The organism is Acinetobacter terrae (assembly GCF_013004375.1).
Taxonomy (GTDB): domain Bacteria; phylum Pseudomonadota; class Gammaproteobacteria; order Pseudomonadales; family Moraxellaceae; genus Acinetobacter; species Acinetobacter terrae.
In genome coordinates, this window is sequence record NZ_JABERI010000009.1 from 80,743 (window position 1) to 107,652 (window position 26,910).

General features: G+C 39.6%; 24 protein-coding genes and 1 pseudogene. 13 read left to right on the forward strand and 12 right to left on the reverse strand.

Annotated elements, in window-relative coordinates; all coding sequences use genetic code 11:
• Window positions 1–20: 20 nt before the first annotated feature.
• From putA to HLH14_RS05220, 4 genes are all read left to right on the forward strand, one after another.
• Window positions 21–3,791 carry a trifunctional transcriptional regulator/proline dehydrogenase/L-glutamate gamma-semialdehyde dehydrogenase gene (gene putA / locus HLH14_RS05205; RefSeq protein ID WP_067724633.1) on the forward strand — a complete coding sequence of 1,257 codons (3,771 nt, stop codon included), beginning with the start codon at window positions 21–23 and terminating at the stop codon, window positions 3,789–3,791.
• Between the two features lie 348 nt (window positions 3,792–4,139).
• The gene (gene trmA, locus HLH14_RS05210; protein ID WP_067724631.1) at window positions 4,140–5,222 is read left to right on the forward strand and encodes a tRNA (uridine(54)-C5)-methyltransferase TrmA; all 1,083 of its coding nucleotides are present in this window, start codon (window positions 4,140–4,142) and stop codon (window positions 5,220–5,222) included.
• A gap of 251 nt (window positions 5,223–5,473) precedes the next feature.
• Window positions 5,474–5,701 (forward strand): hypothetical protein, encoded by a 228-nt coding sequence (locus HLH14_RS05215; protein WP_067724629.1) that lies wholly within the window; start codon window positions 5,474–5,476, stop codon window positions 5,699–5,701.
• Window positions 5,702–5,982: 281 nt separating this feature from the next.
• On the forward strand, window positions 5,983–7,170 hold the full coding sequence (locus HLH14_RS05220) for an outer membrane protein transport protein (RefSeq protein WP_378321148.1): 1,188 nt from the start codon (window positions 5,983–5,985) through the stop codon (window positions 7,168–7,170).
• 154 nt (window positions 7,171–7,324) lie between these two features.
• Here the strand turns inward: HLH14_RS05220 and HLH14_RS05225 are convergent, their stop codons facing one another.
• Window positions 7,325–8,098 (reverse strand): phosphodiester glycosidase family protein, encoded by a 774-nt coding sequence (locus HLH14_RS05225; protein ID WP_081406242.1) that lies wholly within the window; start codon window positions 8,096–8,098, stop codon window positions 7,325–7,327.
• A gap of 164 nt (window positions 8,099–8,262) precedes the next feature.
• Between HLH14_RS05225 and HLH14_RS05230 the strand changes: the two genes are divergently transcribed.
• A complete protein-coding gene (locus HLH14_RS05230; protein ID WP_067724622.1) occupies window positions 8,263–8,799 on the forward strand; it encodes a lecithin retinol acyltransferase family protein in 537 nt (178 codons plus the stop codon).
• A 198-nt stretch (window positions 8,800–8,997) separates the two neighbouring features.
• On the opposite strand, the gene HLH14_RS05235 is transcribed toward HLH14_RS05230, so the two are convergent.
• Complete coding sequence (locus HLH14_RS05235; protein ID WP_067724620.1) at window positions 8,998–9,444, reverse strand: SRPBCC domain-containing protein; 447 nt, start codon at window positions 9,442–9,444, stop codon at window positions 8,998–9,000.
• Window positions 9,445–9,640: 196 nt separating this feature from the next.
• A complete protein-coding gene (locus HLH14_RS05240; RefSeq protein ID WP_067724618.1) occupies window positions 9,641–11,365 on the reverse strand; it encodes a glutamine--tRNA ligase/YqeY domain fusion protein in 1,725 nt (574 codons plus the stop codon).
• A gap of 165 nt (window positions 11,366–11,530) precedes the next feature.
• On the opposite strand from HLH14_RS05240, the gene HLH14_RS05245 reads away from it, so the two are divergent.
• From HLH14_RS05245 to HLH14_RS05255, 3 genes are all read left to right on the forward strand, one after another.
• Window positions 11,531–12,040, forward strand: coding sequence for a peptidylprolyl isomerase (locus HLH14_RS05245; RefSeq protein WP_067724616.1), 510 nt, complete (start codon window positions 11,531–11,533; stop codon window positions 12,038–12,040).
• Between the two features lie 85 nt (window positions 12,041–12,125).
• Complete coding sequence (locus HLH14_RS05250) at window positions 12,126–12,845, forward strand: UDP-2,3-diacylglucosamine diphosphatase (protein ID WP_067724614.1); 720 nt, start codon at window positions 12,126–12,128, stop codon at window positions 12,843–12,845.
• A gap of 177 nt (window positions 12,846–13,022) precedes the next feature.
• The gene (locus HLH14_RS05255; RefSeq protein ID WP_067724612.1) at window positions 13,023–13,442 is read left to right on the forward strand and encodes a hypothetical protein; all 420 of its coding nucleotides are present in this window, start codon (window positions 13,023–13,025) and stop codon (window positions 13,440–13,442) included.
• 61 nt (window positions 13,443–13,503) lie between these two features.
• Here HLH14_RS05255 and hpaI read toward each other — a convergent pair whose 3' ends face one another.
• The gene (gene hpaI / locus HLH14_RS05260; protein ID WP_067724610.1) at window positions 13,504–14,298 is read right to left on the reverse strand and encodes a 4-hydroxy-2-oxoheptanedioate aldolase; all 795 of its coding nucleotides are present in this window, start codon (window positions 14,296–14,298) and stop codon (window positions 13,504–13,506) included.
• Between the two features lie 344 nt (window positions 14,299–14,642).
• On the opposite strand from hpaI, the gene nfsB reads away from it, so the two are divergent.
• Complete coding sequence (nfsB, locus tag HLH14_RS05265) at window positions 14,643–15,296, forward strand: oxygen-insensitive NAD(P)H nitroreductase (protein WP_067724608.1); 654 nt, start codon at window positions 14,643–14,645, stop codon at window positions 15,294–15,296.
• A 310-nt stretch (window positions 15,297–15,606) separates the two neighbouring features.
• Here nfsB and HLH14_RS05270 read toward each other — a convergent pair whose 3' ends face one another.
• The 4 genes from HLH14_RS05270 to HLH14_RS05285 form a co-directional block, all read right to left on the reverse strand.
• The gene (locus tag HLH14_RS05270) at window positions 15,607–16,470 is read right to left on the reverse strand and encodes a DMT family transporter (protein WP_067724606.1); all 864 of its coding nucleotides are present in this window, start codon (window positions 16,468–16,470) and stop codon (window positions 15,607–15,609) included.
• A gap of 96 nt (window positions 16,471–16,566) precedes the next feature.
• Complete coding sequence (gene fba / locus HLH14_RS05275) at window positions 16,567–17,604, reverse strand: class II fructose-bisphosphate aldolase (RefSeq protein ID WP_067724604.1); 1,038 nt, start codon at window positions 17,602–17,604, stop codon at window positions 16,567–16,569.
• A gap of 122 nt (window positions 17,605–17,726) precedes the next feature.
• A complete protein-coding gene (locus HLH14_RS05280) occupies window positions 17,727–17,999 on the reverse strand; it encodes a hypothetical protein (protein ID WP_067724602.1) in 273 nt (90 codons plus the stop codon).
• 165 nt (window positions 18,000–18,164) lie between these two features.
• A complete protein-coding gene (locus tag HLH14_RS05285; RefSeq protein WP_067724600.1) occupies window positions 18,165–19,352 on the reverse strand; it encodes a phosphoglycerate kinase in 1,188 nt (395 codons plus the stop codon).
• A gap of 140 nt (window positions 19,353–19,492) precedes the next feature.
• Here HLH14_RS05285 and HLH14_RS05290 point away from each other — a divergent pair, with 140 nt between their 5' ends.
• Genes HLH14_RS05290 through HLH14_RS05300 form a run of 3 tightly spaced genes read left to right on the forward strand, consistent with a single transcriptional unit; the run spans window position 19,493 to window position 21,654 of the window.
• A complete protein-coding gene (locus tag HLH14_RS05290; RefSeq protein ID WP_067724598.1) occupies window positions 19,493–19,876 on the forward strand; it encodes a DUF2237 family protein in 384 nt (127 codons plus the stop codon).
• The gene (locus tag HLH14_RS05295) at window positions 19,876–20,469 is read left to right on the forward strand and encodes a Maf family protein (protein ID WP_067724596.1); all 594 of its coding nucleotides are present in this window, start codon (window positions 19,876–19,878) and stop codon (window positions 20,467–20,469) included. Before HLH14_RS05290 ends, HLH14_RS05295 begins: the two co-directional genes overlap by 1 nt.
• A 15-nt stretch (window positions 20,470–20,484) precedes the next feature.
• Window positions 20,485–21,654, forward strand: coding sequence for a ribosomal protein uL16 3-hydroxylase (locus HLH14_RS05300; RefSeq protein WP_067724594.1), 1,170 nt, complete (start codon window positions 20,485–20,487; stop codon window positions 21,652–21,654).
• Window positions 21,655–21,871: 217 nt separating this feature from the next.
• Here HLH14_RS05300 and HLH14_RS05305 read toward each other — a convergent pair whose 3' ends face one another.
• Both HLH14_RS05305 and HLH14_RS05310 read right to left on the reverse strand, forming a co-directional pair.
• Window positions 21,872–23,752 carry a sensor histidine kinase gene (locus tag HLH14_RS05305; protein WP_171532771.1) on the reverse strand — a complete coding sequence of 627 codons (1,881 nt, stop codon included), beginning with the start codon at window positions 23,750–23,752 and terminating at the stop codon, window positions 21,872–21,874.
• Window positions 23,749–24,432: pseudogene (locus tag HLH14_RS05310) on the reverse strand (response regulator). Before HLH14_RS05310 ends, HLH14_RS05305 begins: the two are co-directional and overlap by 4 nt.
• Window positions 24,433–24,601: 169 nt before the next feature.
• Here HLH14_RS05310 and HLH14_RS05315 point away from each other — a divergent pair.
• Window positions 24,602–25,353, forward strand: a protein-coding gene (locus HLH14_RS05315) for an IS5 family transposase (RefSeq protein ID WP_378321155.1) whose coding sequence is annotated in 2 segments (ribosomal slippage) — window positions 24,602–24,836 and window positions 24,836–25,353 — 753 coding nt in all. Because the reading frame shifts where the segments join, the coding sequence is not laid out codon by codon here.
• 233 nt (window positions 25,354–25,586) lie between these two features.
• Here HLH14_RS05315 and HLH14_RS05320 read toward each other — a convergent pair.
• The gene (locus tag HLH14_RS05320) at window positions 25,587–26,363 is read right to left on the reverse strand and encodes a glutathione S-transferase N-terminal domain-containing protein (RefSeq protein WP_131270004.1); all 777 of its coding nucleotides are present in this window, start codon (window positions 26,361–26,363) and stop codon (window positions 25,587–25,589) included.
• Window positions 26,364–26,385: 22 nt separating this feature from the next.
• Window positions 26,386–26,898, reverse strand: a complete 513-nt coding sequence (gene rraA / locus HLH14_RS05325) for a ribonuclease E activity regulator RraA (RefSeq protein ID WP_171532773.1) — start codon at window positions 26,896–26,898, stop codon at window positions 26,386–26,388.
• Window positions 26,899–26,910: the final 12 nt, after the last annotated feature.

Genomic DNA, 26,910 nt, shown 5'->3' on the forward strand with positions numbered 1-26,910 from the left:
GGCAGTCACAGGACGTTGGCATGAATATGATGGACACAGACACTCGCCTCAATACGGCAAAACCTCACTTTGAATATATTACTGAATTCAAAGAAAAGAATGATTATGAAGTTGAAATAAACACTGCTTGGCGTCGTGCTGAACCCGATTGTGTGGAACATTTACTTGAACATAGCCAAATTTCTGAACAGCTGAATCAGCGTATTTATGACCTGGCCTTCAATCTTGCGCATACCCTGCGTGAGCGTAAAAGCTCTGCTGGTAAAGCTGGAATTGTGCAAGGTTTATTACAAGAATTTTCATTGTCTTCTCAAGAAGGCATTGCACTGATGTGTCTGGCGGAAGCATTGCTTCGTATTCCGGACAGTGCGACACGTGACTTGCTGATTCGTGACAAAATTAATCAGGGCAACTGGAAAGAACATGTCGGGCAAAGTAGCCTGATGTTTGTCAATGCCGCTGCATGGGGCTTAATGCTGACCGGAAAACTGATGGAAACGCCAAAGCAAAATAGCTTGTCTGGCGTCCTCACTGGTCTTTTAGCGCGTAGTGGTCGGGGTATTATCCGTAAAGCCGTGGATGTGGCAATGCGGATGATGGGAGAACAGTTTGTCACTGGTGAAACCATTCAAGAAGCGCTAGAACATGCAGAACCTTTAGAAGATAAGGGCTTCCGTTACTCTTATGACATGCTCGGTGAAGCGGCCCTAACGGATCACGATGCTGAACGCTATTACCAAGATTATAGCGATGCCATCCATGCCATTGGTCAGGCATCCAAAGACAAAGATGTATATGATGGTCCGGGCATTTCAATCAAGCTTTCTGCCCTGCATCCACGCTATCAACGTGCGCAGATTGACCGTGTGCATGACGAACTGTATCCAAAAGTGCTGCAATTGGCGGAACTGTCAAAACGCTACAATATTGGTCTAAATATTGATGCCGAAGAATCTGAACGTCTGGAAATATCTTTAGAATTACTAGAGCGTCTGTGTTTTGAGCCTAGCCTTGCCGACTGGAAAGGTATTGGCTTTGTGATTCAGGCTTATCAAAAACGCTGTTTCTACGTGGTTGACTATGTGGTGGACTTAGCAAAACGCAGTCAAAAACGCTTGATGATTCGTCTGGTCAAAGGCGCGTACTGGGATAGCGAAATCAAGAAAGCTCAAATTGATGGCATGACCGACTATCCGGTATTTACCCGTAAAGTGCATACTGATTTATCTTATATTGCCTGTGCAAAAAAACTCTTAGCAGCACCACAACAGATTTACCCACAGTTTGCGACGCATAATGCCCAAACACTTGCGACCATTTACCATTTGGCTAATCCAGAGCAATACTACACCGGTCAATATGAGTTCCAGTGTTTGCATGGCATGGGCGAACCCCTGTATGAACAGGTGGTGGGCAATAAAAAAGATAATAAACTCGATGTGCCGTGCCGTATCTATGCACCCGTGGGGAATCATGAAACTTTACTGGCTTATCTGGTGCGACGTTTACTGGAAAATGGTGCCAATACCTCTTTCGTGAATCGTATTGCAGATAAAACCTTAAAGATTGATGAACTGATTGAAAATCCACATTCAGAAATTTTAAAAAATGCAGCCAGAGAATCGCAAATGGGTCAAAAGCATCCGGCTATTCCCTTAGCTCCAGATCTATACGGCGATATTCGTCCGAATTCAGCCGGTTTAGATTTAGCAAATGATCATGAGTTAATGCTCCTGAATCAAACTGCACAAAATTTCAGTCAACATCAATGGCAAGCTCAAGCTTTAGGTAAAAACCTAGCTATTGAAAATAGCACTAATGATGGAAGCTCTCACAACCTGGCTATTTTAAATCCTGCCAATTATTTAGATATCGTCGGTCATGTACAGGAAGCAACCGTTGAGCAAGTGAATCTGGCACTTGAAAATGCCGTCAATGCCCAAGCTGAATGGAGCAATACACCGAAAAATACACGTGCAGCTTACCTTCAACGCGCTGCGGATATCATGCAATCACGCATGCAAGAACTGATGGTTTTACTGTGCCGTGAAAGTGGTAAAACTTATGCCAATGCCATTGCAGAAGTTCGCGAAGCTGTGGACTTCCTGCGTTATTACGCCGCTCAAATAATCGATCTGGATCAAGACACGGTTATTCAACCATTCGGTACGGTGTTATGTATTAGCCCGTGGAATTTCCCTTTGGCTATTTTTACCGGACAAATTTCGGCTGCTCTGGTTGCCGGAAATACTGTCATTGCAAAACCTGCTGAACAAACACCACTGATTGCCGCTCAAGCGATTCAAATCTTATGGCAAGCCGGTATTCCTCAAGATGTTGTGCAACTTCTTCCGGGACAAGGTGAAACAGTTGGTGCGCAATTAAGTGGGGATGCTCGCATTCAAGGCATCATGTTTACCGGTTCAACTGAAGTTGCCAAAATTTTGCAAAAAACTCTGGCACAACGACTGAGTAAATCCGGCCAACCTATTCCACTCATTGCGGAAACTGGTGGTCAAAATGCCATGATTGTCGACTCATCTGCATTAACGGAACAGGTTATTTTGGATGTTATAAGCTCGGCTTATGACAGTGCCGGTCAGCGCTGTTCAGCTTTACGTGTACTCTGCGTTCAAGAAGACAATGCCGATAGTGTTATCAATATGCTGAAAGGTGCAATGCAACAACTGCGTGTTGGTAATCCATTTCTATTAAAAACTGATATCGGCCCTGTCATTGATATTGAGGCGCAAAACAATATTCAAAAACATATTGATCAGATGCGCAGTAAAGGTCATCCCGCCCATCAGTTGATGTTGAATGCGGCACAAGATCAATCTTTAACCCAAGGTACTTTTATTCCACCGACTTTGATTGAATTGCCTAATCTGGATGATTTGCAACGTGAAGTGTTTGGTCCGGTTTTACATGTGATCCGTTATAAATATGGTCAATTAGAACAGCTTTTAGAACAAATCAATGCCAAAGGTTATGGCCTGACTATGGGGTTACATACCCGTATTGATGAAACCATTCAGACCGTGATTGCACATGCTGAAGTCGGCAACCTATATATAAATCGAAATATTGTTGGCGCTGTGGTCGGGGTACAGCCTTTTGGTGGTGAAGGTCTTTCAGGTACCGGTCCTAAAGCAGGCGGTCCGATTTATCTGTACCGTTTGATGCAGCACTGTTCAGCGAAAAAACTAGCGATTCCATTCGCAACTTATGCTCAAGCTACACAGCCAGCACATCAGCCCCTATACGAGATATTTTACACTTGGGCAGAAAAGAACTCCCCTCAATATCAACTGACTCCATGCCCTGTTTTTTGCTCTGGCCATCATTATGAACTACAAGGGCCGACAGGGGAAAGCAATCAATATGTAGTGCTACCAAGAAAACGTGTCCTTTCTTTGGCCGATCAAGAGCAGGATCAGATTCAGCAATTGGCTGCAATTTTTGCGGTCGGCAGTCAGCCAACCGTACTTGCTGAAAATACCTTTGTACTCAAGTATCTGCCTAAGATGCCAAAAGAAATTGTAGACAGTTTCGCGATTATCCAAAGTATTGAAACAGATGATTTTGATGCAGTTCTCCACCACGGAAGCAAAGCTCAACTGCAAAAGTTGCAAACTCTAATTGCCTCGCGCCAAGGTGTGATTATTGGCATCACCCATTTGCAGCCGTTTGACCACGAGATTCCATTAGAACGATTGGTGATTGAACGTGCCATCAGTATCAATACCGCAGCAGCAGGAGGTAATGCCAGCCTGATGACCTTAATTTGAAGCTCAATTTAAAAACTTAATTTCAGCGCTTAATCCTATAACTGGATGTTTTTCCTCTTTACCAAGTCAACTACTCCCTGGTCAGGTTGGCTTGGTTTCTTTTTCTTATTCTTATGTTTAGATTTCCCATATTTCCTCTATTCCCCCTAATTCAGCGAGTCGTTATTCCATTTATGAGCCAAGCTTAGGATTACTCAAAATAGAATTGCTCTAAACAAACAATCTAAAGATCGACCTAAAATTTCTGTACAAACGATATTTCTACCGCTGAATGGGCAATAAGTTTAGTCATCTTATGCAAACTTTGTTACCATCCCTGTTTTAATGTGTTTGTGATTTTTACTGCATATGACTTCAGCTTATCAGTTACAACTTGATGCCAAGATTGCACGTATTTCTGCTCAATTTGCCGAGTTTAATCCCCCTTCTTTAGAAGTATTTCAGTCGCCTGAACAAAACTTCCGTATGCGCGCAGAATTCCGTATTTGGCATACTGAAGATGATATGTTCTATGCGATGTTTGAACGCAGCGAAGACAACCAAAAACAAGTGATTCGCATTGACGAATTCCCAATTGCAGACAAAAGCATTAATCAACTGATGCCAATTTTACTGCAAGAACTAAAAAGCAACCCCGTATTATCTAAACGCTTATTTGAAGTTCACTTTCTGGCGACTTTAAAAGGCGAAATTCTGGTGTCAATGATTTATCGTTGCCCGCTTGATACCGAATGGGAAAGCTTAGCTAAACAATTGGCTGAAAAACTGAATATCAAATTGATTGGTCGTAGCCGCGGTCAAAAAGTGGTATTAAGCGATGAATTTGTGGTTGAAGAACTGCAAGTGTTTGATCGTACTTACAAATATAAACAAGTCGAAAGCAGCTTTACTCAGCCAAATGCGCAAGTCTGCCAAAAGATGCTGGAATGGGCATGTCATGCTGCTGAACAGTCCGATAAAGACTTACTCGAATTGTATTGTGGTAATGGTAACTTCACTCTCCCGCTTTCAACCAAGTTCAACCGTGTGCTTGCTACAGAATTGGCTAAATCATCTGTTTATGCTGCGCAGTGGAATATTGAACAAAACCAGATTGATAATATTCAAGTCGCACGTTTATCGGCTGAAGATTTTACCCAAGCCTACAATGGTGAACGTGAATTCCGCCGCTTGCAGGAAGCCGAGATTGATATCTCCAGCTACGATTTCGACACTGTGTTTGTTGATCCACCGCGTGCGGGTATTGATGATGAAACTTTAAAACTGATCCAACGTTTTGAACGTATCATTTATATTTCATGTAATCCTGACACACTTGAAGACAACTTGAAGACCTTATCAACCACGCATAAAATTACCAAATTTGCGATGTTTGACCAGTTCCCATATACCCACCATGTAGAATCAGGTGTGTTACTGGAAAAGATTTAAACAATTTATGTCATTGTTAAGTTTGTATGTGTTGTTATCTAAATGAAGCTCAGTTGAGCTTCATTTTTATTTCATTGAAAATTAATCATTTATAAACAATTCTGAATAGTAAATCTCATAATATCGTTAAACTTGCTACCTATCATCGGAAAATTTAAAGTTCAAATGCTGCTTTTATCACTGACATAGGCTTGTATTATTTAGGAAATTGGATATATTTCGATCTATGTTAAGTTGCGTAAGAAGGCTCTATGAGTTTTTGGCAAAAGCTGTTTTCTGCTAATCAACAGCAAAACGAACACAAGAATCAAATCTCGTGTGTCGAAAATGATTGCTCTTGTAAATCGAATGAACAACTGATCCAGGCTTTAGCAAAAGCGACAGATGAAGATGTCATCATTGGAATTAAAAAGGTTCTAGCTTCACGAGGTTATAGCCGTAAAGAGTTAAACGAATTACAGCATCTACCACTCCAATAGTAGAGTCTGACAAAAAGGCATTTAGTTCACTAAATGCCTTTTTTATTTGCCTGTCAAAACTGTTTATTTTTAGATTTTAATACTTCGAAACATAGTTCTGTTCATTCATCCAGAAATCTCTGTTCCCCTCTATTTAAAAGTGCTTTACTCATAAGTAAAATATTTAAAAAAATAAAATAAGCTTGGCTTAAGAATAAAAATTAGTCTAATTAAAAGGAAAATATATGGAACGGTATTATCCTAGACTGGCAATATTATGCAGCCTTATATCAAGTCATAGCATGGCCGCAGCAATGGATCAATCAGGCCAATCCTTGTTGCCTTTTCTCGAAGCCGGGCATTATTTTGAAGCCTCCATTAGCGCTGCTGATCCTGAAGTGTCAGGGCACACTTTAGGTACACGTCCAGATCTGGTCAATTCAGGTGTTGATGACTATTCAACAGATAATATTAGCCAGAATTTCCAATACTACAGTGCTGCCCTTAAACTTCAATTAAAGCCAGAACTCTCTTTCGGCATCCTTTACGATCAGCCATTTGGCTCAGACCTGCAATATCCACTCAAGGATAATGGCAGTTTCTCTGATCCGGCACTCAGTAGGCAAGGTACACAAATCAATGTGGATACCCAAAACCTGAGTCTAATTTTAGGCTATCAACCCCTTAAAAACTTTAATCTCTATGCAGGACCCGCCTTTCAAACTATTAAAGGTCATGTTTCTTTACGCGGATTGGTTTATGCAGACCTTAATGGCTATAACGCTATTTTTAAGGAAGATGCTGCTATCGGCTGGCTGGCTGGTTTCGCTTACCAACTGCCTGACATTGCATTTAAAGCCGCATTGACCTATCACTCCAAAATTGATCACAAAATCAATGTCACCGAAAATGTGTTAGGAACACCTCTGCTTTTGGTTGGTGAAACTAAAACTAAAATTTCCACACCACAGTCTGTCAATCTCGATTTTCAAACGGCGATTACCGTCAGTACTTTGCTTTACTCCAATATACGTTGGGTCAACTGGAAAGATTTTGTGATCCGTCCAACCCAATTCGGTGCATTATCTCAACTAGCAACCACTACACTGAGTAGTGGAACTTATACCGGTGGATTCAATCTAGATGACTATCAAAAGAATCAGTGGAGCGCGACTGTGGGTGTGGCAAAAAAATGGACGCCACAATGGTCTAGCGCTTTTAATATCGGCTGGGATTCTGGTATAGGTGATCCGTCATCCATCCTTAATCCAACCAAAGGCTATTGGGGAATGGGTTTAGCAATGCAATACAATCCCGAACCCAATTACTTTATTTCAGGCGGCTTTAAATACTTTTGGTTGGGAGATGTAACGACACAGGATGGAACGTATTATTTACCCCTTCCAGGCGTTTCAGAAGCTTCAAAAGTGGGTGAATTCGAGGACAATCATGCCATAGGCTATGGTTTAAAAATTGGATATCATTTTTAACTTATGAATGATCTCATTCAGTTAAAAGTGAAATATTGATTTATATCTCATTCTAGATAAAAAATTTACAAAATAAAAACGTGCTTCAAATTATTCCAAATAAATGAATCATGATAAAAACAGTTTAAATAATTACTTAAATCCACAGATAATTTTAAGACTCAACACCGTAGTCTTTTTGACAGTTCTGCTCATCAATATAAGCAATCATAGGTCCAAGATTAAAATTTGAATCAGCACGTTTTAATTGCGGTATATATGCACTTGAAATCGAGCCATCCAGATACAACGCATTTTTCACTTTTAATTCTTGTTTAAAAAATTGTGCAAATTGATAAAAACTTACAGCAGTATGACTAATCACAAAATAGAGGGTTTGATCTTTAATCCCCACCCCATTCCGAATTTTCAATGAATCTGAATGCTCTAAAAATTGCGGGTTTATTTTTCCATTAATCACCAGCATTGGTCCAGATTGCGTCGCATAATCCGGATTAAACTTTATCTTAGAGTAATCATCTGTGGTGGTAATCAGGCTTTTATTTTGATTCCAAGCCAGCACACCATTCGGCTGAATATGAAAATTGCCGAAGCCTTGTTTTACCGTGTTTAATTTTTGCTTTTGTTGTGATGATTCTATGTATAAACCGACTGCAGAATAATCTGAATGATACATCCCTACATTCATTGCAAATAATAACTTTTCACAGGACTTTAATTGCTTCTGAACGGCATCAAATTTATGCAGCGGTTGATTGGTTTTGGCATCTTTTAAGAATAAACGTAAGTTTTGAGGCTGCCTGATCTTTACCACATCTACCTTAAAAGCATCCCTTTGCCAATGTTCTGAGTAAACTTCTGCATAGCCTACTGAGGCCAAATTTAAAACGAAAATGACGGCATATTTTAAGAAAAATTGATTCTTCATTTTCATCTCCCCCCCAACGACTTAAGCATAGGCTGAAAATTTTATACAATGATGTAGTTTTTATAAAATAGTCATTAAGCTTAGTGAAATAGTCGATTCTTTGATAAAGAAGCAGTAAACTACGTCAACAAAATACATGTGTAACTTTATTGATTAAGCTTGGGATGCGAAAGCAGAAAATCCGATTTCCTTTAGGGACACATCTTATCGTTAAACACTTAGGCTATTCCCATCATGGCATTTATGCAGGGCGTGGCCGGGTGATTCATTACTCGGGTTTTGCTCACTTATTTAAAAAACGTCCAATTGAAATCACCTCACTGGAAAAATTCAGTTTCGGCAAAACCATTATTGTTCAACACTACAACAATCCTAAGTTTGTGGGTCGTAAAGTCATACGGCGTATGCGTTCACGAATGAATGAAAACAACTATCATCTGATTATTAATAACTGTGAACATCTGTGCACTTGGGCCATTACCGGTGTTGAAAGTAGTCCACAAGTCATGCGTATGATGAACCGCCTGACCACGATTGGTTACGTCAGTTCCATCATGAGTTATATGAACAGCATGTTGCTGACCATCACCACAACCTGTTTTGCTCTAGTGTTATACATCAAGAAAAAATTACGTGATAAAGCAAAAAAACGTATGTCACATTATTTATTATTAAAAGAGCAAAATCAAAAAAATCAGTGATCGCTGTTCTATAAAATTAGAATTTTTATGAGATAAAAAACCCATTTTCAGGGGATATTCGAAAAGAAGTCTCGGATTTTTATGCTCAGCTTCTGTCAAGCAACCAGTTGACTTCTAAATAAAATATCCACTTTTCAATTTTTAATGTCAGTTATTTTATTGAGTTAATAAGGCCTATAGTTTTTTCAAAAAAGCCATTTAAACAAATGGCGGCAATCTATCATTGACTAAATTTAACTGTGCGCCATATTCCAAATAGGCTTTGCAGCCATTCAGAACAGTAGTGAAATCACGCGTATGATCAATCACAAATTTAATCAGCTCTGATCCTTCTAGCGTAATATCATAATTGCGGATTCTTAGATAAGTTTCATAGTCGGAAATCTTCTCAAAAATGAGATCTACCGTGCTCTTGGGGTCCCCCCAAGTGAACTGGATCAGTTCATTATTAATCAGCTGCTCTACATAAATACTGGTGGTTATTTCATATTTTTCCCAGTACCAGTCTACGGTTTTATTCTCTATTAATGGTCCAGTCGAGGAAGTAAACCAAAACTTGCTGGTGATTTCAGGATCGATAAAGGCATTAAATACCTCTGCAACCGGTTTGCGAATTAACATCTGGGTTTCTATAACGACGCTCATTTTTATTACCCTCAGCTTTTTCTTATGTTGATAGCATAATTGCTTTCTGATTGAGTATTATTTTTATGCTAATAGAGGTAGCTAATCAATGAATATAAATAAAATCACACAATAAATATGACTTGCTCAAAAATAGCTTTATTAAACAAAAAAGCCCAACCGAAGTTGAGCTTTTTTAAATTAAACCACAAGTAAATTATTTACCTGGCTTAAAGCTATCTTTTAAGTCCAAAATACGGTTAAACACGGGTTTATCACTGGTGTGATCATATTGATCTGCCACGAAATAACCTTCACGTTCAAACTGGAAACGATCTTCAGGTTGAGCCTCTGCCAAAGCAGGTTCAATAATTGCTTGAAGTACAGTTAAAGACTCTGGGTTTAAGTGCGCAAGGAAATCATCATCTGCATCAGGAGCAGCTTCAGTAAACAAACGATCATAAACACGGACTTCTGCAGGAATACCTTTGGTTGCAGACACCCAATGCACCACGCCTTTGACTTTACGGCCTTCAGGATTTTTACCTAAGGTTTCAGGGTCAATTGAACATTTCAGTTCAACCACCTCACCATTGGCATCTTTAATCACTTCTTCGCATTTAATCACATAGGCATGACGTAAACGTACTTCACCTTCAGGAATCAAACGTTTAAAGCCTTTAGGCGGCACTTCTTCAAAGTCTTTACGATCAATATAGATTTCTTTAGATAAAGGAATAATACGATCGCCCATGTCTACGTTCGGATGACGTGCATGCGTTAAGTCCATTTCTTCAGGCAAGTTGGTTAACGTCACTTTCAATGGATTTAACACCGCCATACCACGCGCAGCGGTATTTTCCAAAGACTGACGGATACAGTATTCAAGCATTGCAACATCAACAATACTGCCATCAACTTTAGAAACACCTACACGCTTACAAAAATCGCGCAGACCTTCAGGGGTAAAACCACGACGGCGCATACCGACTACGGTTGGCATACGTGGGTCATCCCAACCATTGACATGATTGCCTTCAACCAATTTACGCAATTTACGTTTAGAGGTAATGGTGTAATCGACGTTTAAACGGCTTGATTCGTACTGACGTGGAACAGATGGCGATTTAACTTTTTCAACCACCCAGTCATAGAACGGACGGTGATCTTGGAATTCCAAAGTACACAGTGAATGGGTAATGCCTTCAATCGCATCTGATAATGGATGCGCATAATCGTACATTGGGTACATTTTCCATTTATCACCGGTTTGATGATGTTCAGAATGCAGTACACGGTACAAAATAGGATCACGCATATGCACGTTTGGAGATGCCATATCAATTTTGGCACGCAGTACCGCTTGTCCTTCGCCAAGCTCACCATTACGCATTTGTTCAAAACGCGCCAGATTTTCTTCCACTGAAGCATCACGATAGGGTGAATTTTTACCTGGTTCTTTGAAATTACCGCGGTTGAGTTTAATTTCTTCAGGCGTTTGCAAATCGACATAAGCATCACCCTGTTTAATCAATTGAATTGCCCAAATATACAATTGATCAAAATAGCTTGATGCGTAGCGAGGTTCACCATTCCAGTTAAAACCTAACCATTTTACGTCATTGGCAATACCATCTACATATTCTTGTTCTTCTGCATCTGGATTGGTATCGTCAAAACGCAGGTTACATACGCCATCAAATTCTTGGGCAATACCAAAATTCAGACAAATGGCTTTTACGTGACCAATATGTAAATAACCATTTGGTTCTGGCGGGAAACGTGTCACCACTTGTTGTGTACGGCCTGCTGCTAGATCGTCAGTAATCACTTGGCGTACAAAGTCTAAGCCCGGCTGTTGTTCTTGCTGCGCAGCATCGACAGATTGATTTTGAGTTGTCGGGTTATTTGGCAGGGATGAAACAACATCATTCGGCTTCATAGTTGATAAATCACTTCTATAAGATAAAATAGGATAATTAAAACGCTTTTCTCGATTTTTAACAAAGAAAGTAACGTTTTTGCTTGCCTTGTAGTTTACAGTTTGCTTATGCTTCTCTCAACCAAAAACCCATGGCTTTTTTGTCCATGATCAGGAGATTATAGAATGAGTTTTCCTCAAGTCGAATTAAACACCAATAAAGGACGTATTGTTCTTGAATTAAACTCTGAAAAAGCACCTAAGACTGTTGCTAACTTTTTAGAATATGTTCGCGACGGTTTTTATGATGGCGTGATTTTTCACCGTGTAATTGAAAACTTCATGATCCAGGGCGGCGGCATGGATGAAAACTTCAAAGAAAAAGCAACCCGCGATTCTATTGAAAATGAAGCTGATAACGGTTTAAGCAATGAAATTGGTACAGTTGCAATGGCTCGTACGCAAGCGCCTCATTCTGCTTCTGCTCAATTCTTCATCAACGTAAGCAACAACAGCTTCCTGAACCATTCTGGTAAAACAGCGCAAGGTTGGGGTTATGCAGTTTTTGGTAAAGTAACTGAAGGCTTAGATGTTGTTGAAGCAATTAAAGGTGTTCGTACCGGTAACCGTGGTTACCACGCTGACGTTCCTTTAGAAAATGTTGTAATTGAATCTGCTAAAATTATTGCTGAGTAAATCTCCCTAAATCCCTCTTTATAAAAGAGGGACTTTTCTTCCCTTTTTAAAAGGGAGGTTAGGTGGGATTAAAAAAGGAAAATAAGTGACCTATCTGTTTATCGCTGATTTACATTTGTCACCTGAACACCCTCGACTCGTTCGGGGGTTTTTGGATTTATTAGATCACTATAAAAATAAAGACACCCAGCTCTATATCTTGGGTGACTGGTTTAACGCATGGATTGGTGATGATTACTCTGCCCCATGGCTAGATGAAATTGTCAGTGCTCTACAACAATTCACTCAAGCCGGTAATCATGTTTATTTTCAGGTCGGCAACCGTGACTTTGCACTGGGTCAACGCTTTTTAAAGCAGTTCAATGGTTCTATATTGCCTGAGGTAGATACCTTAAAGATTGGTGACATCCAAATCCGTCTTGAACATGGCGACCTGCTTTGTACCGATGATGTGTCCTACCAAAAATTCCGTAAAATTATTCGCAATCCGCTACTTTTAGGTTTTCTTAAAAGTATGCCATTAAGTTTCCGTCAAAAACTGGCGAATGGTTTCCGTAAAAAAAGTGCCGCAACCAAGCAAGTGAAGTCTTATAAGATAATGGATGTGAATCAACATGCAGTTGAACAATCACTTCAAACAGTGGATTTACTGATTCATGGACATACACATCGCCCTGCTATCCATAATGAAAATGATAAATCACGGATTGTTTTAGGCGACTGGCGTGAACATGAAGCACAAATTTTGGAAATTGATCCCGAACAGGTTTATCAAAGATTAGAATTAAAGACTTGGACTTATTAATTTTAGCTACTCAAGCCATTTTGATCGAATAAAAGCGAATTCATTTACAGCGTATTATTCATTACAACCGTTGTTTATTTATACTGAATATAATCAACTGATCCAATCGTTTCTTGATTTGTGAAACAATTCAAACATAATCAGCGTATATCATTTCATTCAATTTTAGAGATCCCCATGTCTGATTTTAGCAATATCACCGTGACCCATCATGATGACGGCAAAGTTTCACTTTTAATCGATGGAAAACCTGTTTCCGAGCGTTACGGTGTGCAATTTGAAAGTAATATTGTGGATGAATTAAAAGCACTGGAAGATGGTAAAGCACTTAAATTATTTGACCAGTTTATCTTCTCTCATAGCGATTTAAATTTTGAACATGCTTATAGCTACGTGACTTGCATGGTTAAAGCTGATTCTAATTATAAAGTGGTTTGTAACTTTGTTTATAAAATTACTGCTGCCGATCAAGCACCTATGGAAAACGTGATTACCAAGCAAGGTCAGCCTATGAGCAGCGAAGATATCCGTGAATTCATTAACAAGCATGTTGCAATGTCATTGAATGAATATACCGATTTAAAATACGCCTATTAATAAAAAAGCCCCTACTCGATAAAAGCAGGGGCTTTTTTTCAGTTTAAATAATTGTTTCAGATTAATATCCATTCGAAACTTTAGGTATATTTACCTCATCTTTATATTTGGCCAATAATTCACGAAGCGACTGCATCAACACACTGGTATCGACGCCCACTGCCACAAACTCTGTACCGAGTTCCAAATATTGCTGCGTGGCTTCATGCTGTGTCGATAAAATCCCTGCTGCTTTACCTGCTGCACGAATACGTGTAATGGCATCCACCACAGCTTTTTGAACCTCTGGATGGTTTGGATTACCTTGATAGCCCATGGTTGCGGACAAATCCACAGCACCTATAAATACACCATCAATGCCATCTACTTTTAAAATATCATCTAGATTTTCTAAGCCTGTCACCGATTCAATCTGAATCAACAGGCAAATATTTTCATGGGCTGTTTCGTAGTAATTCGGAATACTGTTCCAACGTGTGGCACGTGCCAGAGCCGCACCTACGCCACGGATGCCTTCTGGTGGATAACGCACTGCTTTGACCATGAGTTCTGCTTGTTCTACAGTTTCCACCATAGGAATCAGTAAGGTTTGTGCGCCAATATCTAACAATTGTTTAATCAGTTGCACACTGCCAATGGGTGGACGCACCACTGCTTGCGAAGGATAAGCTGCAATACTTTGCAATTGCGAAAGCGTAGTTCTTAAATCACTGGGCGCATGCTCACCATCTATGAGTAGCCAGTCGTATCCGGCATTGGCTGCAATTTCAGTAGCGTAGGCATCTGCCAGACCGACCCACAACCCAATTTGCTGTTGGGTTTTTAGTTTTCTTTTAAAGTGATTGCTAAAGTCCATACGCCTGCTCTCGGAATGGTCATACATTTTAATTAATATTGATTAAACGCCATTTTTCTAAAAGTACCAATATCGAAAACATATTTCTTGATCTGATAAAACTCTTAATTTATTGAAAGATACCCATCCTTCATTTTATAAAATCATGGATGACATTGGAAATGCGCTCTAAACAAGATACAAATACTGTCTTATAAAGTGTAATAAATTGAGTGAAGCATGGTATTTACTATGAATAATTTTTTATCATGCCAAAGTCTAAAGCGAGATCGATGTGTTATAAACCATTTGGATAGCGCTTCAGGTAAAATGCCAGACATAATTTATAAGTGGAGTAATCATTCATGGATCTTTTAAACGTCTCGAAAACCCGTTATACCACCAAAGCCTATAATCCTATTCGAAAAATTCCCAAGGAACAGGTTGCACGTTTATTAGAAATCTTACGTTTGACTCCATCGTCTATCAACATTCAACCTTGGCATTTTTTTATTGCTGACAATCAAGCAGCTAAAGAACGGATTGCCAAAGCATTGGTTGGGAAATATGCCTATAATGCACCTAAAGTGCTAGATTCTTCCCATACCATTTTGTTCTGTACTAAAGCAGATATCAGCGAACAGCATTTAGATAACTTGCTCACTCAAGATGACATCAGTGGTCGTTTTAAAGACGAAAAAGCCAAACAAGGCCAAAAAGATAGCCGCTCCGGTTATGTCAATTATTATCGCAATGAAAAAGGTGATATCCAGCGCTGGGCGGAAAATCAAACCTTTATTGCTTTAGGTCAAATTCTATTAGCTGCGGGAATTGAAGGCATTGATGCGACACCAATTGGTGGATTTGATGAACAAATCATCAATGATGAATTGCAGTTAACAGAGAAAGGTTTAGTGCCTTCGGTATTATTGACACTGGGTTATCGTAGTGAAAATGATTTCAATGCCCAACTGCCAAAATCCCGTCTAGACAAAGAACAGATTTTCACTCAGCTTTAATTAACGATTCATTACAATAAAAGGGGCCAATGTCCCCTTTTATTGTCATTTCAGGTCTTATTCTTGCAACAATATTGAGGTATATTTGCGCAAAAATAAAAGGTGGTTCACATCATGATCCCTGCTACAACTAAAATGCCGATGAAATTTGAATGCACACACTGCAATAAAATTTATATGCATCAATATCCTACCAGTGCGATTTCTTTTTACCCAACTTGTCCAGACTGTGAGCAGGCTGGCTTGCTGCTAGGGACAGCCGACACCATAGACATCGTGAAGCATCCGAAGACTTTTGCAAAGACCCTAATCAAACAGATATCGCATAAGCTAGGCAAAGCACACTAGCCAAACCTAAAACTAAACCTATAGCGGTAGCGGGTTTTAATTTTTCTTTAAAGATGATTAAGCCACTTAATGCACCAAATAGCACCACAAGAATATTCATACCTGCAAATACAATTGCAGGTGTGTCTTTCAATAAAATATGCGCTTTAACATACAGTGCAATATTGGCAAAATTCAGCACACCCAAACCTAGTCCGGCCAGAATGTTCTTTTTTCTACCCATGGTTTTTGTTGAAATTGCAATATAAGCCAATGACAATATAAAGGCACAGATGAACATTAAATTCAGCGCAACAGCGAACTGAACACCTAATCCTGTGGTGTACTTGAGCAACACATCAATTAAAGCATAGCCAAACCAAACAAGGGCAAGATATAACATCGCTTGCTTTGAAGATGGCTGCCCTGTTTCGGCTTTTTGATGTGAAAATAAAATACTGATTACTGCCGCAATACCCAAAGCAATCCCGATGATTTTTAGGGTATTAAACTGTTCCTGAAAAATGAAAAATGCTGACAATAGCGATAAAACCACAGATAAGCGCTGGGCAATCTCAGTTTTAATAATGCCGGCATATTGCAATGATTTGGCTAAACATAAAAAGATACTTGGCAGCAAAACACCTAAGACAACAATTAACCACCACGGCGTATTGACCATGGAAATATGCTGCAGATCTGGCTTAAACCATAGAAAGCACAACAGACTGGCTGAAGCGTAATTCCAGACAATCATTTGTAATGCATCAAAACCTTTGGCTTTGCATAGCTTTAAAAGAATTGAAATGATGACACTACAGCAGGCCGCAGCAAATATAAGTTCCATCTTTTGCCTTATTTTCCTGATTTATAATAGTTGAGGATTCGATATAAAAAAGCCCACAATAGATGTGGGCTTTCGATTATAGATAATCTTTAATGATTATTTATAACGATTCACCATTTTCTCTAAAGAAATTGGACGAATCTTGTCTGCATGACCTGCAGTACCAAATGCTGTGTAACGATCTACACAGATTTGTTTCATTGCATCTACAGTTGCAGAGAAGAATTTACGTGGATCGAATTCGCTTGGTTTTTCAGCCATCATACGACGCATCGCACCAGTAGAAGCCAAACGCAAGTCAGTGTCGATATTGATTTTACGAACACCGTGTTTGATTGCTTCAACCAGTTGTTCAACAGGTACACCATAAGTTTCTTTGATGTCGCCGCCGAATTCATTGATCACAGCCAACCATTCTTGTGGCACAGAGCTTGAACCGTGCATCACAAGATGGGTATTTGGCAATGCCGCATGAATTTCTTTAATGCGGTCAATCGCTAAAATATCACCTGTAGGTGGACGTGTGAATTTGTACGCACCGTGTGAAGTACCGACTGCAATTGCCAAAGCATCGACATTTGTATCTGCGACAAATTGAGTTGCTTCTTCAACCGAAGTTAAAAGCTGAGAATGGTCAAGTACGCCTTCAGCGCCTACGCCATCTTCTTCACCAGCCATACCGGTTTCAAGGCTACCCAGGCAACCAATTTCACCTTCAACTGAAACACCGCAAGCGTGCGCCATTTGAACTGTACGACGAGTTACATCTACATTGTATTCGTAACTTGTAGGTGTTTTACCGTCCGCACCCAATGAACCGTCCATCATTACAGATGAAAAGCCCAACTGGATCGAGCGTTGGCATACATCAGGGTCAGTACCATGATCTTGATGCATAACCACTGGAATATGTGGCCACTCTTCAATTGCTGCCAAAATTAAATGACGTAAGAACGGAGCGCCTGCATATTTACGAGCACCCGCAGATGCCTGAACAATAACAGGTGAATTCGTTTCGTCTGCGGCTAACATAATTGCGCGCATTTGTTCTAAGTTGTTTACGTTAAACGCTGGTACGCCGTAGTTGTGTTCGCCGGCGTGATCCAAGAGCTGGCGCAATGAGATAAGTGCCATAATGTCCTCCCAGTTGATGCCCCATATTCTACATGCTGATTGCTTTCAATTCAGTAATAAAAAACACTATTTCAAAAAAAATCCCTGCTTATGCAGGGACTTTTAAATAAAACACCACAAACTTAAGGTGCAGTGGCTTCAGAAGCTGCGGCTTCGGCTGCAGGAGTTGCTTCATCTGCATTCGCATTGGCTATTTCCGCAGGTACATCAGTATTTTTTTCATCCAGAACCGGTTTGTCAATTGAGTCGATTGCCGCTTGTTGCTCTGGTGTAATTTTTTCTTCTACGGCTGCTGTTGCAGCTGCGTCATTTTTTGGAGCTTCATCTTTCTTGGCACAAGCAGTTAAAGCTAAAGGTGCAATAAGGAGTGCTGCAAGTGTTAATTTCAAGTTCATCAGATTTTCCTAGGACAGGAGATTTAATGAACGTAATTTTATTGCAGATATATTTCATTTTGATGACTAAAATATGTATCCCAAAATGACAAAAGGCTGACCCTAGTCAACCTTTTGTCATATTTACTTTAGACTTAATCTGATTTAAAGCTTCAGATCTAAAGATTAAGCACGTTCAAGTAATACAGCAACTGCAGGAAGTGTTTTGCCTTCTACAAATTCAAGGAAAGCACCACCACCGGTAGAGATATAACCAATTTTGTCAGCTACTTCGTATTTGTCGATTGCAGCCAAAGTATCACCACCGCCCGCGATAGAGAAACCTGCAGACTCAGCAATCGCTAAAGACAATGCTTTAGTGCCTTCACCGAATTGATCGACTTCAAATACACCTACTGGACCATTCCAAAGAATCGTTTTTGAAGTCTTGATAATTTCAGCAAATGCTTTAGCCGTTTCTGGGCCAACGTCTAAAATCATGTCGTTGTCGGTTACATCAGCAACGTTTTTAACCACTGCTTTTGCTTTAGCCAATGAACCCAAGAAATCAGCAAAATCGATTTCAGCTGCATCCGCAACCACAACGTCTGTTGGAAGTGGAACTGATACTTTTGCAGCAATGGCTTTCGCTGTATCGATCAAATCATTTTCACACAATGATTTACCGACATTGAAGCCAGCAGCAGCCAGGAATGTATTGGCAATACCACCACCTACGATGATTTGATCGCAAATATCTGAAAGTGAAGTTAACACATCCAGTTTAGTTGAAACTTTAGAACCGGCAACAATCGCCACCATTGGTTTTTCAGGGGTTTTAAGTGCGCGACCTAGAGCATCCAGTTCAGCTGCAAGTAATGGACCTGCTGCTGCAACTGCGGCAAAACGAGCTACGCCTTCAGTCGATGCTTCGGCACGGTGTGCAGTACCAAATGCATCCATCACGAATACATCGCAAAGTGCTGCATATTTTTGTGCAAGTTCAGGATTGTTTTTCTTTTCACCCGGGTTGAAACGCACGTTTTCAAGCAATACAACCTGACCTGCGGCAACTTCAACACCATCTAAGTAGTCAGTCAATAATTTAACGTCTTGACCCAAAGCTTGAGTCAAATAAGCAGCAACAGGAGCTAAAGACTGTTCTGGTTTAGGTTCACCTTCAACGGGACGACCTAGGTGAGAACAAACCATTACCGCAGCGCCTTTTTCTACCGCTGCTTTAATTGTAGGAAGCGCCGCGCGTAAACGTGCATCACTTGTAATTTCACCATTTTTTACAGGCACGTTTAAATCTTCACGGATAAGAACACGTTTACCTGTTAAATCGAGGTCAGTCATACGCTGAAAATTCATGTATAGCTCTCTTTATAGATATAAAAACCGCCCGATTTTAAATGATTATGTAGAAAAAGGTTAGCTTCTTTTGCATAAAAGCTGTCGAAAGGCAAAGTTTTGATTATCATAGTCAAAAGCCACTCCATGATTTAGAGCTTATGTCTATTCACCCAGATCCAAATATCAATCGTTTAAATGTTTTAGGCGAACCTATGGCTAGCTGTTGCTATGCTCCTATTACCGGATATTTTCGTAACGGCTTTTGTCATACTGCTACAACAGATCTAGGTCAGCATACAATGTGTGCACAAATGACCGCTGAGTTTCTTAATTTTTCGCAAAAAGTAGGTAATGACTTGATCACACCGTTACCAGAAGTCGATTTCCCGGGTTTAGAGCCCGGTGATTTTTGGTGTATTTGTGTGACCCGTTGGGTTGAAGCATACCAGGCCGGTATCGCCCCTCCCATTAAAATTCAAGCTTGCCATCAAGCTGTGCTCTCTTATGTTCCGCTTGATGTGCTTATGGAATATGCAGTGTGATGAGTACTCCCCAAATTATTTTGGCTTCAAGCAGCCAAACCCGTAAAGACTTAATGAACCGCCTGCGCATCGATTATCAAAGTATCGTGCCTGATATTGATGAATCTCCCCGTGGTGAAAATCATGCGGATCATTTGGCAAAAAGACTGGCTTTTGAAAAAGCCAAAGCCATTTCAGAACAATATCCAGAAGCGATTGTGATTGGATCCGACCAGGTTGCTTGGCGTGAAGGCGCACCAGATATTTTTATTGGCAAACCACTAACTGTTGAAAAAGCAGTAAAACAGTTACAAGCCAATTCAGATAAAATTGTCTATTTCAGTACCGCATTAAGTGTTCAGCAGCAATCAACCGGCTTTGAACAAACGCTGGTTGAACACTATAAGGTCAAATTTCGCAAACTCAGTCTTGCTGAAATTGAGCGTTATATTGAAGTAGAACAACCTTTAATGTGTGCCGGCAGTTTCAAATGTGAAAGCCTGGGTATTAGCCTGTTTGAGCAAATGAATGGGCAAGACCAAACTACGCTAATGGGCATGCCGATGATTCAGCTTTGCCATATCCTGCGTCAACTGAATATTTTAGTTCCTTAATTTTAGGCTGTATTTATGTCTCAACCTTTAGATGTATTAGGCGGAATTACCGCTGAACAATTTCTTGCCGAATATTGGCAAAAAAAACCATTACTGGTACGTAATGCGCTTCCTAAAATTGTGAATCTGTTAGAACCTAACGATGTGATGGAACTTGCACTGGATGAAAATGTCAGTGCCCGTTTAATCAAACAAAAAGATAAAGATCCCAACCAATGGTCTGTGAAATCATCGCCTTTAACGAAAGCTGATTTCCAGAAGATGCCAAAGCTTTGGACTTTACTCGTACAAGCGGTGGATCATTACTCTTTTGACCTTGCTGAACTTTGGAAAAAATTTCCTTTTATTCCGCAGTGGCGTCGTGATGACATCATGGTGTCGTATGCCCAAAAAGGCGGCTCAGTCGGTAAACATTTCGATTTTTACGATGTGTTTTTAGTACAGGGTCATGGACACCGTCGCTGGCAGTTAGGTCAAATGTGCGATGCCGAAAGCGAATTTGTTGCAGGCCAACCATTAAAATTACTGCCAGAGATGGAAGTTCATTTTGATGAAGTTTTAGCACCAGGCGATTTGCTCTATGTACCACCAGGTCTGTCTCATTACGGCGTAGCAGAAGATGACTGCCTGACCTACTCATTTGGTTTCCGTATGCCAAATGTGGCCGAAATGATGGATCGCGTAAGTGATAAATTTGCCGCGGATCAATTGCTTAAAAACCCACTGACTGACATTATTCGCGACAAAATCAGCCCGATCGGTCAAATCAGTCAGGCTGAACTTGAGTATTTAAAAGCAGAACTTTTAGCACAATTGCAAAATCCAACCGTGCTTGAAGATGCACTCATGAGCCTGATGTCGGAACCAAAATATCCTGAAAACATTCCAGAGGCAGAAGCCATTGGTACAGGTGATTTGGAAGAAGCGTTGGATCAAGGTTATTCCCTCATTCTTGAGCCAGCATCACGTCTACTTTATACCGAAGACGAAGATGAGTTGCTGTTCTGGGCCAATGGTGAAGGCATTTGTATTTCAGATGCGTTTGCACCGATTTTAAAACAATTGGCTGATGGCAGTTCAGTATTACTCGATGAAAATCTTTATGATCCAGATATGCTGGAAGACATCGTAAACCTGTTAAATGAATCGATTCTGATGTTATTACCTGCTACAGAGCAAGAATAAACCAAGCAAAAAGGGGAAATTAGATTTCCCCTTTTTTATATTCTAGAAGCATTAAAGTTTATTTTTTAGAAAAATCAAAAGCGAAATAACTTATAAATTTTAGTTTTTCGCAACTCGATAATATGAAGTGGCTAAATAAATATGCGTATGTATTTGCACCATTTCATCATGATAGTGCCTTATTCCAATAACGTTAGTTTCAGCTGCATAAATAAAATCATTTAAGCTGAACAATCGCTTGGATTATCGTACAACCTTCTTCAGAAGATAAATTAAGTTCTGCCCCCATGCGCTCTAAGCGCATTTTCATGCTGCGCATCCCAACACTTAATCCCTGTTGTGCCACACAATCCGTATTAAAACCCACACCATCATCCTGTATGGTCAAAATCAATTGATTTTCCAAAAGATAAGTCATCGCCACTTTCACATTTTTTGCCTGACTGTGTTTAATCACATTGGTTAAACTTTCTTCTAATACTCGAATCAAGGTCAAACACTGGAGCGCTGTGGGTACCGCCTGCCACTCACGAGGAAAAGCCCATTTAGAATGAATATCTAATTCCTCCATCAGCTGACTAAAACGGTGCCTGACGGGCGCAACCCACATGACTGGACTGACTGGAATTTTATTATCAGCAGAAGAACCACTATCAATAATTTGCCTTAAATCATCTCTTAATAATTTGAGCATCGATAAAAATTGCTGATTCGGAATATTATGTGCACTTTGATCCACTAAAATCATGGAGCGAACCAGGGAGGCCCCCAAACCATCATGTAAATCATGGGATAAATGTATTCTTTCTTGCAGCCTAACATTCTCAAGCTCTAACTGATGCTTTTCATTCAGACTTGAACTCAGGTCTTCCCCAACTTGTTTAACTTTGACTTCTAATGCGGCATTAAATGTTTCTATTTTTTTTACGTTGCGTGTCAATCTCGTACCCAATATGACCACCACAAAAAAGGTAATAATCGGTGAGGAATAAGGTGATAATGGTCGTGCATCAGCTGTAGATTCCGATAATAACAATAGAATATCGAGTACAGCAAAACTGCAGATTCCGATTAAGCAAATGGCTAAAAAAATATAATCTGCTCGTCGAGATTTAATAGCACAATAGCTTATATATATACAGGTAAAGAAAAACAAGCCCACATAAATTAAAAATATTAGTGGAAAGACAAAATAAATAAATTGCTGTGGGGTGAAAAAGATACACGCGATGGCAAGTCCAGTCGCAAAATAAATCGAAGCTTCAATTTTGGCTAAATGCGTTCGGATAAATCTGAGTAAATAAATACAGAAACTAACAATATACAGGACAAAGAAAGCCAAATTTGTTTGGATTGCCATTAAGCTGGTTGGATATGGAAATGTCTCTGTCACCAATACATTGGAAATAAATAATACCCACAATAATGAACTTAATGCGAACCATCCAAAGGGGGTTTCTTTCGGTCTTAATAACCAGATCACAAAACAGATGATCCCAAAAGTGATCGATAAAATGATGTTGATTTGAAATAATGTTCTGCGGTTCCAGATTTTGCTTTGATGGATTTCATAATTGCTTTGCACATTATTAAAGGAAATCGTACCAAGCCCTGGAGATTGAAAGGCAAAACCCTTCACATAAATCAAAATTTCATTTTCATTAGATCTTAATCCCGATATCGGTAAGATCCAATAACGCGGCATATTCCAGCTTTTAGACAAAGGCTCCTGTAAATGCTGATCCCGCCAAAGCAAATCACCATTTAAAAAAACTGCCCCTGCAGAATTAATATAATCAATTGAAAAAGTAATCGGCTCTGCTAACTTCGCATTATTTTGACATGCCCAGTTCCATTCAATCTTATACCAGACAGCACCATTATAATTTTTCCAGTGCTTATTCCATTTATCTGGCAACTGTACCAACTGCCAGCCTTGCTTGGGTAAAACTGTCTGAGAAGGCGTTTTCACTACAGAAATCGAATTGATATGCACTGAACATTGTTCATTAATACTTTCTGTTATTTCCGCATAACTGATTCGGCTGAATAAACTCAGCAAAAATATGCAAAAGAAATACAGGATGGAATATTTCATAAAATCCCTAAGGATCGTGCTGCACTGACTGCTTTGGTTCTTTTCGTCACCGCCAATTTTCGCTAAATATGCTTGATGTGACTTTCCACCGTATATTTAGAGACAAATAATTGTTCTGCTATTTCTTTATTACTCATCCCCTGCGCAACCAAGTCTAAAATTTCTGTTTCACGGTTGGTCAAAAGTGCCACATCAGACTCCAATGATTTGTCATCATTTGATCCTGTAATCACTGAAGCTGAGATCTGCTTTAAAATTTCTTGTGCAATAAAAGGATCAATTGGTGCTCCGCCGCGTAAAATACTGCGGATAGCCAATCGCACTTCCGCATCATCGCGTTCCTTCAAGACATAACCTGTCGCACCCGCTTTGATGGCAGAAAATAGACTTTCTTGCGTACTCCATGCTGATATCACTAAGATTAAGGCACTATTATCTACGCTACGCAGCTTTTCTATTAGTTCTATCCCATTTCCATCAGGAAGTCCGAGATCGACCAATGCCAAGGAAACAGGTTGTTGTTCTATTTGCAGGAAGGCTTCTTTTAGATTCCTGGCAAAAATGAGCACATCATTGTCATAGCCCAATTCGACCAATATATTTCTTAAGCGTTCTCGAATGAGATCTTCATCTTCAACAATTAAAACTGGTACAGGTAAAATCGTTTCTAATCCCGACACACACTACCCCTTTTTTTATTGGTTCAATATAACGGAAAAGAAAATTAAAAAAATATCCCTAAAACTAAGTAATTTGATGACTTTTATACTAGGGCGTGTCCTCATTTGAAGAATGGATTTTAAAGACTTAAAATAATCTTCCAAATTATTTGTACTTCAATATTATTCAATGGCACGTACTCTTCTCACCGATGATATTTGGCAGCAAATCCAAGATACAATGCGATTACACGGTTGCTACTGTTCAAAGAATAGTAGAAATATCATGGAAGCGATCTTATGGAAACTACGTACAGGCGCCACATGGCGTGATATTCCTCAAGAATTTTGTCCTTGGCAAACTGCTTATAATCGTTTTAATCGTTGGGCAAGTAAGGGATTGTGGGATAAATTTTTTTTAGATTACGAGGCGTCTTGGATCAAGAATGGGTATTCATTGACGGAAGCTACATACGCGTGCATCAACATGCAAGTGGAGCTCGGAATGGTTCCGAAAGAGCAATTGGACAATCACGTGGTGGACGAACAACAAAAATACATCTTGCAACCGACGCGAATGGATTACCGATTGATTTTAAAATCACTGGGGGTGACGTCCACGACAGTCAAGTTGCAGAGCAATTGATAGAGACTGTAGAAGCAGCAGATTATTTAATTGCAGATAAAGGATATGATGCTGAGCCTATCAGAATATTTATTAAAAATAAGAATATGATCCCCATTATTCCAATGAGATCAAATAGTAAAAGATTAAATAAAGAATTTGATAAATATCTATATCGATTAAGGCATTTAGTTGAAAATGCCTTTGCGAGGTTGAAACATTTTCGAGCGATTGCAACCCGATTTGATAAGCTTGCACGAAATTATCAGTCTATGATTTACATTGCTTGCATGTTTATTTGGTGTAAAGCCAAATGAGGACACGCCATAATAATTTAAATTTTAATTTAACATTTTGAGACTTACCCTCTCAATTTAACACGATAAAATAAAAACACTGACGATTCAATCAATGATTAATACATGATCAATAAATTAAATCATCCCAATAAAATTCAGTGTGTAGCACTATCTGAGTTTAAAGAAAATTGATTGATTTAAATAAAAAGAAACAGCCGATCTAGCTGTTTCTTTATTACAGTTTTGATGATTCAGCTATATTGTTTTTTTAAATATTTCACAATTTCAGCTGACTCAAACATTTTCACTCCAGTATTCGGGTCGACTAAATAAGGAACTTGAATATCACGCCCCATAAGTTCAACCACTCTTGCACGCTTACCGCCTTTTAGAGGTTCATATTTCCCTGGTTTTAGGCGTAAAGCTGCGGGTCCCATATCTTGCCAGCGTTCTTTGGACACATTATGAAATATGAATGGAAGTTCTAGTTCAGTTAATACACCACGTACAACGCGCGTAAATGGACTCGCTTCAAAACCCCACAATTCAAGAAGCTGGGCGGGCGCCTCGCGATCAATAATTTTTCTATTAATCCAAACCCCACGTGCGCCATTAATGATTGTGCCAGCAAAGGCAGCCACAGGAATTTTGGGATATTGGGCAAATTTTTTCGGTGTTTTTCCAGTTTTGCCATAATGTTTAAATAAATAGTGGATGATGTCTTGAGACTCATACATCTGGGTACCCGAGTTTTCATCAATAAAAAATGGAAATTGTTTTTTCCCACCTTTTTCTTTGACAATTTTTCGGTACTTCTGCCCACCTTTTGGACAAGGATAAACCTCATAATCCAGATTTAACAAGGTCATGACTTCACGTACACGACGGCAAAATGGTGAACCTTCAAACTCATAAAGTTTGAGTGGTTTTTCCGGCTGTTTCGGAAATGCAGTACCACTGACTCCGCGTCCACCTTCAGTCAATGCTGAAGCTAAAGCCTGTACAACTTTAATTTGATGATTCACCATTTTTATCCTTATGCAATTGTCGTTATAAATCGACTAATTTTTCTTTTGCAATCACAATTCCATTGTTATCCGCATAGATATAATCGCCAGAATTGATGCTTACACCACCAAAATACAAAGTTAAATCGACTTCGCCTATGCCTTTGCGATTACTTTTTTGCGGAATTGCAGCCAATGCATGTACCCCCAGATCCAATTCAGCAATCGCATCTACATCGCGTACACAGCCGTAGATGACTACACCGTTCCAGTGATTTTTAACTGCTGACTCTGCAATCATATCGCCCATCAAGGCACAGCGCATTGAAGCACCACCATCTACCACCAGTACTTTACCTGTACCGTCAGTCGCAAGTAGTTCTTTTACCCGCGAATTATCTTCAAAGCATTTAACCGTCACGACCTGACCGCCAAAACTTTTACGTGCACCATAGCTTTTAAAGAATTTACCATCCATGGATGGTGTCACCACTTGAATCACTTTTTCTGGATTGTCGTCAAGTAAATCGCAAGTTACAAATGCTGCATTAGACACTTTTTATTTCCC